General features: G+C 77.1%; 1 protein-coding gene. It reads right to left on the minus strand.

All coding sequences use genetic code 11. The features are described from left to right. Nucleotides 1–9 precede the first annotated feature (9 nt). Nucleotides 10–10,833 (minus strand): type I polyketide synthase, encoded by a 10,824-nt coding sequence (locus tag ACGF13_RS12600; RefSeq protein ID WP_392872704.1) that lies wholly within the window; start codon nucleotides 10,831–10,833, stop codon nucleotides 10–12. Nucleotides 10,834–10,871 lie beyond the last annotated feature (38 nt).

Raw genomic sequence — 10,871 nt, forward strand, 5'->3', positions numbered from 1 at the left:
GGCGACGGGTCAGGAGATGCCGAACTCCTTGCCGATGAACTCGAACATCTCGTCGTCGGTGGCCGCCTCCAACTCGTCGGCGACGGTGGCGTCCTCGGGGCGGGCCTCCTCCGGGGCCCAGCGCTCGGCCAGGGCCCGGAGCCGGATCGCGACCCGCGCCCGGCCCTCCTCGTCCGTCGCGGCGGCGGTCAGCGCCGCCTCCAGCCGGTCGAGTTCGGCAAGCATCGGGGTGACCGCGTCGGCACCCTCCTGGAGCAGGTCCTCTCGCAGCCGCTCGGCGAGGTCGAGCGCGCACGGGTGGTCGAAGACCAGGGTGGCCGGCAGCCGCAGGCCGGTCGCGGCGTTCAGCCGGTTGCGCAGCTCGACCGCCGTGAGGGAGTCGAACCCGAGCTCCTTGAAGGCCAGTTCGGGCTCGACGGCGGACCGGTCCGGGTGTCCGAGGACGGCCGCCACCTGGTCCTGGACCAGCTCCAGCAGGATCCGCTCCCGCTCGGCCGGGGAGGCCGCGGCCAGCCGGCCCGCCAGGTCGCCGCCGGCGGCGGGCGCACCCGCCGCCGCACGCCGCACCGGACGGACCAGCCCGCGCAGCAGCGGCGGGACCGGGCCTTCGCCCAACTCGGCGCGCAGCGCGGCGACATCGAGCCGGACCGGGACGGGCGCGGGCTCGGCGAGGCCGAGCGCGGCGTCGAACAGGGCCAGGCCCTCGGCCTCGGTGAGCGCGCTCACACCGCCCCGGGCCATCCGGCGGCCGTCGCCCTCCTCCAGCGAACCGGCCATGCCGGCCTCCGCCCACGGGCCCCAGGCCAGGGAGACGGCGGGCAGGCCCCGGGTCCGGCGATGACGGGCCAGGGCGTCCAGGAAGGCGTTGGCGGCGGCGTAGTTCGCCTGCCCGGCGTTGCCGAAGACCCCGGCGGCCGAGGAGAACAGGACGAAGGAGTCCGGCTCCAGGCCCGCCGTCAGCTCGTGCAGGTTGAGCGCGGCGTCGACCTTCGGCCGCAGCACCCGCTCCAGCCGCCCCGCGTCCAGGGAGGACAGGACGCCGTCGTCCAGCACCCCGGCCGCGTGCACGACCCCGGTCAGCGGGTGGTCGGCCGGGATCCGGGCCAGCAGGCCGGCCAGCGCCTCCCGGTCGGCCGCGTCGCACGCCTCGACGGCGACGCCCGCGCCCAGCGCGGTCAGCTCCCCCACCAGCTCGTCCATCCCCTCAGCGGACCGGCCGCGCCGGCCGGCCAGCACCAGGTGCCGCACCCCGAGGTCGGCGACCAGGTGCCGGGCGAGCACCCGGCCGAGGGCGCCGGTGGCGCCGGTGAGCAGGACGGTCCCGTCCGGGGCGAAGGCGCTCGGGACGGCGGCCTCGGCCGCCTGCGGGGCGCTCACCCGGGCCAGCCGCGGGGCCAGCGCCGCGCCCCGGCGCAGCGCCAGCTGCGGCTCGTCGGCCGCCAGGGCCGCGGCCAGCGCCCGCCGCGAGCGCTCGTCGCCGTCCAGGTCCACCACGGTGAACCGGCCCGGCTCCTCGGACTGCGCCGAGCGGACCAGGCCCCAGACCGCGGCGGCGGCCAGGTCGGTCACGTCCTCCTCGGCGTCCGCCGCCACCGCGCCACCGGTCAGCAGCACCAGTCGGCTGCCCGCCAGCCGGCTGTCGGCCGCGAACAGCTGGACCAGCGCCAGCGTCTCGCCCAGCGCGTCCCGGGTGGCCTCGGCGAGGTCCCCGCCGCGCCCGCGCACCGGCACCAGCACGGCCTCCGGCGCGGGCGCGCCGTCGTCCAGGGCCGCCAGCAGAGCGGCCACGTCCGGGTGCCGGTCCACCAGGCCGCCGACGGCGCCCAGGGCGTCCTCGAGGGCCTCCAGCCCGTGGCCGTCCACACCGACCAGGGACCAGTCGGACGGCTCCGGGACGGACAGGCCCGCCACCGGCGCCCACTCGACCGCGAACATCGAGTCGATCACGGCCGCGCCGGCCGCCCGGACCTGCTCCGGCGACAGCGGCCGAACCACCAGCGCCTCGACCGAACCGACCGGACGGCCGTCCTGGTCGGCCAACGTCAGGGCGACGGCGTCCGGGCCGACCGGGGCCAGCCGGACCCGCAGCGCCCGGGCCCGGGCGGCGACCAGGGTGACGCCGCTCCAGGAGAACGGCAGCCGGCCCTGTGCCTGCTGCTCCCCGGCGTCCGCCGCGGCAGGGTTCGCTCCGGCGGCGGGCGCCGCCGGGTCGGGCAGGCCGAGGGCGTGCAGCGCGGCGTCCAGCAGCGCCGGGTGCAGGCCGAACCCGGCGGCCTGGTCGGCCAGTTCCTCCGGCAGGGCGACCTCGGCGAACACCTCGTCGCCGCGCCGCCAGGCCGCCCGCAGGCCCTGGAACGCCGGGCCGTAGCCGAAGCCGTGCTCCGCCAGGCCCTCGTACAGGCCGTCCAGCTCCAGCGCCCGGGCCCCGGCCGGCGGCCACTCGGCCTGCCCGGCCTCGGCGGCCCGCCCGGCGTCGGCCGGCCCGGCGGTGAGCGTGCCGGCGGCGTGGCGGGTCCACGGCTCGCCCGGCGCGGCGTCCTGCGAACGGGCGTGCAGGGTCAGCGCGCGGCGGCCGGACGCGTCCGGCGCGGCCACCCGCAGCTGCAACTCCACGGCGCCACGCGCCGGGAGGACCAGCGGGGCCTCCAGCGTCAGCTCCTCCAGGTGGCCGCAGCCCGCCTGCTCGCCCGCCGCGAGCGCCAGCTCGACGAAGGCCGTGCCGGGGAGGATCACCGTGCCCGCGACCGCGTGGTCGCCCAGCCAGGGCTGGGTGCGCAGCGACAGGCTGCCGGTGAACAGCAGTTCCTCGGAGTCGGCCACCACGACGGCCGCGCCGAGCAGCGGGTGCCCGGCGAGCCGCAGCCCGGCCGACGCGACGTCCCCGACCAGGGCCGGCGCCTCCAGCCAGTAGCGGCGGCGCTGGAAGGGGTAGGTGGGCAGGTCGGCGCGGCGGGCGCCGGTGCCGGCGAACAGCGCCGGCCAGTCGACGGACGCGCCGTGGGCGTGGGCGGTGGCCAGGGCGGTCAGCGCGGTCCGCGCCTCGGGGCGGCCGGAGCGCAGCGCCGGCACGAACACGCCGTCCGCGACGCAGTCCTGGGCCATCGCGGTGAGAACGCCGTCGGGGCCCAGCTCGAGGTACGTGGTGACGCCCTGGGCCTCCAGGGCCCGCATGCCGTCGGCGAAGCGGACGGCCTCGCGGACGTGCCGCACCCAGTACTCGGGCGAGCACAGCTCCTCGGCGTTGGCGAGGGCGCCGGTGACGTTGGAGACCACCGGGATGACCGGGGCGCTGTACGTCAGGCCCTCGGCCACCTCGCGGAACTCCGCCACCATGCCGTCCATCAGCGGCGAATGGAAGGCGTGCGAGACGCTCAGCCGCTTGGTCTTCTCGAACTGCCCGGCGATCGCCAGGACTTCATCCTCGTCGCCCGAAATCACCACGGAGGAAGGCCCGTTGATCGCGGCGATGCTGACGCTCTCGGTGAGCAGCGGCAGGACATCGGCCTCCGAGGCCTTGACCGCCACCATCGCGCCACCATCGGGCAGCGCCTGCATCAGGCGACCGCGAGCGGCGACCAGCGCGGCGGCGTCGTCGATGGAGAGAACGCCCGCGACGTGCGCGGCCGCCAGCTCGCCGATCGAGTGTCCCACCAGGAAGTCCGGACGGATGCCCCAACTCTCCATCAGACGGAACAGCGCCACCTCGACGGCGAACAGCGCGACCTGGGTGAACTCCGTACGCGCCAGAACCGCAGCGTCCTCGCCGAACACCGCCTCCTTCAGCGGCAGTTCGACCTTGGCGCACACGGCCTCGAAGGCCTCGGCGAACACCGGGTAGGCCTCGTACAGCTCACGCCCCATCCCGGGACGCTGGCTCCCCTGGCCGGTGAACAGGAACGCCAGCTTCCCGCCGCCCTCCCCCGCGACCACCCCGGCCGCCGCCTCACCGCGCGCCAACGCCCGGACACCGGCGAGGAGTTCGTCGCCGTCACGGCCCACGACCACGGCCCGGTGCTTGTGCACGGCGCGGCCGGTGGCCAGCGCGTACGCGACGTCGACCGGCTCGACGCCGGTCCGGGCCGCTCCCAGCCGGCCGAGGAGCCGGACCGCCTGCTCGCGCAGCGCGGTCTCGTCCCGGCCGGAGAGCACCCACGGGAGCGCCGGGGGCGTGATGCGGGCCTCGGTCTCGGGCGCGGCCGGCGCCTGCTCGACCACGACGTGGGCGTTGGTGCCGCTGAACCCGAAGGAGGAGACGGCCGCGCGACGCGGGCGCCCGGTCTCCGGCCACGGCCGGGCCTCGGTGAGCAGCTCGACCGCGCCCGCGGTCCAGTCGATGTGCGGCGACGCTTCGTCGACGTGCAGGGTGCGCGGCAGCACGCCCTCCCGCATCGCCATGACCATCTTGATGATGCCGCCGACACCGGCCGCCGCCTGGGCGTGGCCGATGTTGGACTTGAGCGAGCCCAGCCACAGTGGCTCGCCGTTCTCGCCGCGCTCCTGCCCGTAGGTGGCGAGCAGCGCGTCGGCCTCGATCGGGTCGCCGAGGGTGGTGCCGGTGCCGTGCGCCTCGACGGCGTCCACCTCGGCGGCGGTCAGCCGGGCGGCGGCCAGGGCCTGGCGGATGACGCGGCGCTGGGAGGGGCCGTTGGGGGCGGTCAGGCCGTTGCTGGCGCCGTCCTGGTTGACGGCGCTGCCGCGGACCACGGCGAGCACCGGGTGCCCGTTGCGGCGGGCGTCCGACAGCTTCTCCAGCAGCAGCATGCCCGCGCCCTCGGCCCAGCCGGTGCCGTCGGCGTCGGCCGAGAAGGCCTTGCAGCGGCCGTCGGCGGCGAGGCCGCGCTGGCGGCTGAACTCGACGAACGGGCCGGGGGTGGACATCACCGTCACACCGCCGGCCAGGGCCAGCTCGCACTCGCCGTTGCGCAGGGCCTGGGCGGCGAAGTGGAGGGCGACCAGGGAGGAGGAGCAGGCGGTGTCCACGGTGACCGCCGGGCCCTCGAGGCCGAAGGTGTACGACACCCGGCCCGAGGCGACGCTGCCGGAGCCGCCGGTGCCGAGGTAGCCCTCGACGCCGGCGGGCAGGGCCGGAAGCCGGCTGAGGTAGTCGTGGTACATCACGCCGGCGAACACGCCGGTGGCGCTGCCGCGCAGCGTGCCGGGGTCGATGCCCGCCCGCTCGAAGGCCTCCCAGGAGGTCTCCAGCAGCAGCCGCTGCTGCGGGTCCATGGCGAGGGCCTCGCGCGGCGAGATGCCGAAGAACGCCGGGTCGAACTCGGCCGCGTCGTGCAGGAACCCGCCCTCGCGGGCGTAGCTGGTGCCCTGCCGGTCCGGGTCGTCGTCGTGCAGGCCGTCGAGGTCCCAGCCGCGGTCGGCCGGGAACGGGGTGACGGCGTCCCGGCCGCCGGCGACCAGGGCCCACAGCTCCTCGGGGGTCCGCACCCCGCCGGGGTAGCGGCAGGCCATGCCGACGATCGCGATCGGCTCGTCGTCGCCGGCCGGCGTCACCGGCGCGGGGAGCGTCCGGTCGGCCCGGGCGCCGTCGAACAGCTCCTCGGCCAGGTAGGCGGCCAGGGCCGCCGGCGTCGGGTGGTCGAAGACCAGGCCGGCGGGCAGCCGCAGGCCGGTCAGCGCACCGAGCCGGTTGCGCAGTTCGACGGCGGTCAGCGAGTCGAAACCCAGCCGGGTGAAGGAGGTCGCGGGTTCCACGGCTTCGGCCGAGCTGTGGCCGAGAACGGCCGACGCCTGGTCGCGGACCTCCGCCAGCAGCCGCGCCGTCCGCTGCTCCGGCGCCAACGGCGCCAGCAGGCGGGCCAGTTCGGAGCCGGACGGGTCGGCGCCGGCGGCCGCACCGCGGCGGACGGGGACCCGCACCAGGCCGCGCAGCAGGTGCGGCAGCCCGGCCTGCGCCCCGGCCCGCAGGGCGCCGAGGTCGAGCCGGATCGGCACCAGGACCGCCCGCTCGGCGGACAGCGCCCGGTCGAACAGGGCGAGGCCCTGCTCGGCGGTGAGGGCGTCGACGCCGGAGCGCGACAGGCGCCGGGCGTCGCCGTCCTGCAGCTCGCCCGCCATGCCGCCGGTGCCGGGCGTCCCGGACCGCTGCTCCCACAGGCCCCAGGCCAGCGAGGTCGCCGGGAGGCCCCCGGCGCGGCGGTGCGCGGCGAGCGCGTCCAGGAAGGCGTTGGCCGCCGCGTAGTTGCCCTGGCCGGCGTTGCCGAAGGTGCCGGCCGCCGAGGAGAACAGCACGAAGGCCGCGAGGTCCTGTCCGGCCGTCAGCTCGTGCAGGTTGAGCGCCGCGTCGACCTTCGGACGGAACACCGCGTCGACCCGGTCGGGGGTGAGGGCGGCGACCACGCCGTCGTCGAGCACACCGGCGGTGTGCACCACGGCGGTCAGCGGGTGCTGCGCCGGGACGGCCGCGAGCACCTTGCCCAGCGCCTCGCGGTCGGCCGCGTCGCAGGCGACCATGGTCGCCTCGGCGCCCAGCCCGGCCAGTTCCCCGGCCAGCTCCGGCCAGCCCTCGGCCGCCGGGCCGCGGCGGCTGAGCAGCAGCAGGTGCCGCACGCCGTACCGGGTCACCAGGTGGCGGGCCACCAGGGCGCCGAGCGAGCCGGTGGCACCCGTCACCAGGACGGTGCCCGCCGGGTCCAGGGCCAGGAGGTCGGTGCCGCCCGCCGCCCGGGCCAGCCGGGGCGCGTGGGCCCGGCCGGCCCGCAGCGCCAGCTGGGGCTCGCCGCTCGCCAGCGCTCCCGGCAGGGCGGTAACGGCGTCCGGGCCGTCCGCCGGGTCGAGGTCCAGCAGCACCAGGCGGCCCGGGTGCTCGGACTGGGCCGAGCGCAGCAGGCCCCACAGGGCGGCCGCGGCGGGGTCCGCGAGGGCCTCGCCCGGGAGCGCGACGGCGCCCCGGGTCACCAGGACCAGCCGGGAGGCGGCGAACCGCTCCTCGGCCAGCCAGGCCTGGGCCAACGTCAGGGCGAAGCAGGCGGCGTCGCGGGCCGCCGTGCGCAGGTCGGCGGCGGGCTCGGTGGCCCACGGGACCAGGACGGTCGCGGGGGCCTCGGCGCCGGCGTCCAGGTCCGCCAGCAGGTCCGGCAGACCGGCGTGGACGGCGAGCCCGTCGACGACGGCGGGCAGGTCCGCCAGCAGGCCCAGCGGGTCCTGGCCGGCGACGGTCCAGGACGCACCGGCCGGGCCGTCGGCGGCGGGCAGCGTCGTCCAGTCGACGGCGAACAGCGCGTCGGCGCCGTCGCCGGCCGTCAGGGCGCCGGCCGCAAGCGGGCGCAGGGCCAGCGACCCGACCGAGCCGACCGGCCGGCCGTCGGCGGTGGCGAGGCTCAGCGCCACCGTGTCCTGGCCGGCCGCCGTCAGCCGCACGCGCAGCGCGTCCGCGCCGGCGGCGTGCAGGGCGATGCCGGTCCAGGCGAAGGGCAGGTGGGCCCCGCCGTCGGCCGCGACGAACCCGCCGAGGCCCACCGCCTGCACGGCGGCGTCCAGCAGGGCCGGATGCAGGCCGAAGGCGCGGGCGTCGCCACGCACCGGCTCGGGCAGCGCGACCTCGGCGAACACCTCGTCACCGCGCCGCCAGGCCGCCCGCAGGCCGCGGAACGCCGGGCCGTACCCGAAGCCGGCGGCCGCCATCCCGGCGTACAGGCCGTCCACGTCCAGCGCCTCGGCGCCGGCCGGGGGCCAGCTGCCCTCGGCGTCCCCGGCCGGGGCGGCCGGCAGCGCCGCCGACAGCGTGCCCGCGGCGTGGCGCGTCCAGGGGCCGTCCTCGCCGGCGCTCTCGGCCCGCGCGTGGACGGTCACCGGGCGGCGGCCCGCACCGTCGGCCGCGCCGGCCCGGACCTGGACCTGCACGCCGCCGGACGCCGGGAGCACCAGCGGGGCCTCCAGCGTCAGCTCGTCCAGCAGCGCGCAGCCGACCTGGTCACCGGCCCGCAGGGCCAGTTCGACGAAGGCCGTCCCGGGCAGGATCACCGTGCCGGCCACCGCGTGGTCGGCCAGCCACGGGTGCGAGTGCAGCGAGAGCCGGCCGGTGAACAGCACCCCGTCCGCGTCCGCCACGGACACCGCGGCGCCGAGCAGCGGGTGGCCCACCGGGCTCTGGCCCAGGGCGACCGGGCTGCCGAACGGGACGGCCGGCGGGTGGAGCCAGAAGTGCTCGCGCTGGAAGGGGTAGGTGGGCAGGTCGACGCGGCGGGCGCCGGTGCCGGCGAACAGCGCCGGCCAGTCGACGGACGCGCCGTGGGCGTGGGCGGTGGCCAGGGCGGTGAGCGCGGTGAGCGCCTCGGGGCGGCCGGCGCGCAGCGCGGGTGCGAAGGCGCCCTGCCCGACGCAGGTCTGGGCCATGGCGGTGAGGACACCGTCGGGGCCGAGCTCCAGGTAGGTGGTGACGCCCTCCGCCTCCAGGGTGCGCATGCCGTCCAGGAAGCGGACGGCCTCACGAACGTGGCGGACCCAGTACTCGGGCGAGCACAGCTCCTCGGCGGTGGCGAGGGCGCCGGTGACGTTGGAGACCACCGGGATGCGCGGGGCGTTGTACGTCAGGCGCTCGGCGACGGCACGGAACTCCGCCACCATGCCGTCCATCAGCGGCGAGTGGAAGGCGTGCGAGACGTTGAGACGCTTCGTCTTCTCGAACTGCCCGGCGATCGCCAGCACTTCGGCCTCGTCGCCCGAAATCACCACGGACGTGGGCCCGTTGATGGCGGCGATGCTGACGTTGCCGGTGAGCAGCGGCAGGACGTCGGCCTCGGCGGCCTTGACCGCGACCATCGCACCGCCCTCGGGCAGCGCCTGCATCAGCCGGCCACGGGCGGCGACCAGGGTGACGGCGTCGTCGAGGGAGAGGACACCCGCGACGTGCGCGGCCGCCAGCTCGCCGATCGAGTGGCCCGCCAGGAAGTCGGGGCGCACGCCCCAGCTCTCGAAGAGCCGGAACAGCGCCACCTCGACGGCGAACAGCGCGACCTGGGTGAACTCCGTACGCGCGAGAACCGAAGCGTCCTCGCCGAACACCGCCTCCTTCAGCGGCAGTTCGACCCGGTCGCAGATCGCATCGAAGGCCTCGGCGAACACCGGGTAGGCCTCGTACAGCTCACGCCCCATCCCGGGACGCTGGCTGCCCTGCCCGGTGAACAGGAACGCCGTCCGCCCCTCGGCGGCCTCGCCGACGACCGTACCGGCCGCCGGTCGGCCCTCCGCCAACGCCCGCACACCGGCGAGGAGTTCCTCACCGTCCCGGCCGACGACCGCCACCCGGTACCGGTGCTGCGCCCGGCCCGTGGCCAGGGCGTACGCGACATCGAGCGCGGACGCGTCCGCCGCCCCGTCCGCCAGGCGGGCCTGCAGCCGGACGGCCTGCTCGCGCAGCGCGTCCCCGGTCTGGGCGGAGAGCAACCACGGCAGCACCGCCGGGGAGGCGGCGGCGTCGGCGGGCTCGACGGTCGGCGCGGGCGCCTGCTCCAGGATGACGTGGGCGTTGGTGCCGCTGAACCCGAAGGAGGAGACACCCGCGCGGCGCGGCGCGCCGGTCTCGGGCCAGTCCCTGGCGTCGGCCAGCAGTTCCACCGCGCCGGCGGTCCAGTCGATGTGCGGCGACGCTTCGTTGATGTGCAGGGTGCGCGGCAGCACGCCCTCCCGCATCGCGAGCACCATCTTCATGATGCCGCCGACGCCGGCCGCCGCCTGGGTGTGGCCGATGTTGGACTTGAGCGAGCCCAGCCAGAGCGGGCGGTCGCCCGGGCGCTCCTGGCCGTAGGTGGCGAGCAGCGCCTGGGCCTCGATCGGGTCGCCGAGGGTGGTGCCGGTGCCGTGCGCCTCGACCGCGTCCACCTGGTCGGAGGTGAGCCGGGCGTCGGCCAGGGCCTGGCGGATGACGCGCTGCTGGGACGGGCCGTTGGGGGCGGTGAGGCCGCTGCTGGCACCGTCCTGGTTGATCGCGCTGCCGCGCACGACGGCCAGCACCGGGTGTCCGTTGCGCTCGGCGTCGGAGAGGCGCTCCAGCAGGAGCATGCCCGCGCCCTCGGCCCAGCCGGTGCCGTCAGCGTCGGCCGAGAAGGCCTTGCAGCGGCCGTCGAGGGCCAGGCCGCGCTGGCGGCTGAAGTCGATGAAGGCGCCGGGGGTGGCCATCACCGTCACGCCGCCGGCCAGGGCGAGGGTGCACTCCTGGCGGCGCAGCGCCTGGACGGCCCAGTGCAGGGCGACCAGGGAGGAGGAGCAGGCGGTGTCGACGGTGACCGCCGGGCCCTCCAGGCCGAAGGTGTACGCGACCCGGCCGGAGGCGATGCTGCCCGAGCTGCCGGTGCCGAGGTAGCCCTCGACGCCCTCCGGCACCACGGACAGCCGGGCGGCGTAGTCGTGGTACATCACGCCGGCGAACACGCCGGTGGCGCTGCCGCGCAGGGTGGCCGGGTCGATGCCCGCGCGCTCGAAGGCCTCCCAGGAGGTCTCCAGCAGCAGCCGCTGCTGCGGGTCCATGGCCATCGCCTCGCGCGGCGAGATGCCGAAGAACGCCGCGTCGAACTCGGCCGCGTCGTGCAGGAACCCGCCCTCGCGGGTCACCGAGGTGCCGGGGCTGTCCGGGTCCGGGGAGTACAGCGCCTCCAGGTCCCAGCCGCGGTCGGTCGGGAACGCCGACACGCCGTCACCGCCGGCCGCGACCAGCTCCCACAGGTCCTCGGGCGAGGCCACGCCGCCCGGGTAGCGGCAGCTCATCGCGACGATCGCGATCGGCTCCTGGTCGGCCGCCTCCACCTCGCGCAGCCGCAGCCGCGTCTGGTGCAGATCGGCCGTCACCCGCTTGAGGTAGTCGCGAAGCTTGTCCTCATTCACCACGGTGCTCCCCCGTCCGGAAGTTGTCACAGAATCCATAC

It is taken from the genome of Kitasatospora sp. NPDC048286 (assembly GCF_043201735.1).
In the GTDB taxonomy this organism is placed as follows: Bacteria; Actinomycetota; Actinomycetes; order Streptomycetales; family Streptomycetaceae; genus Kitasatospora.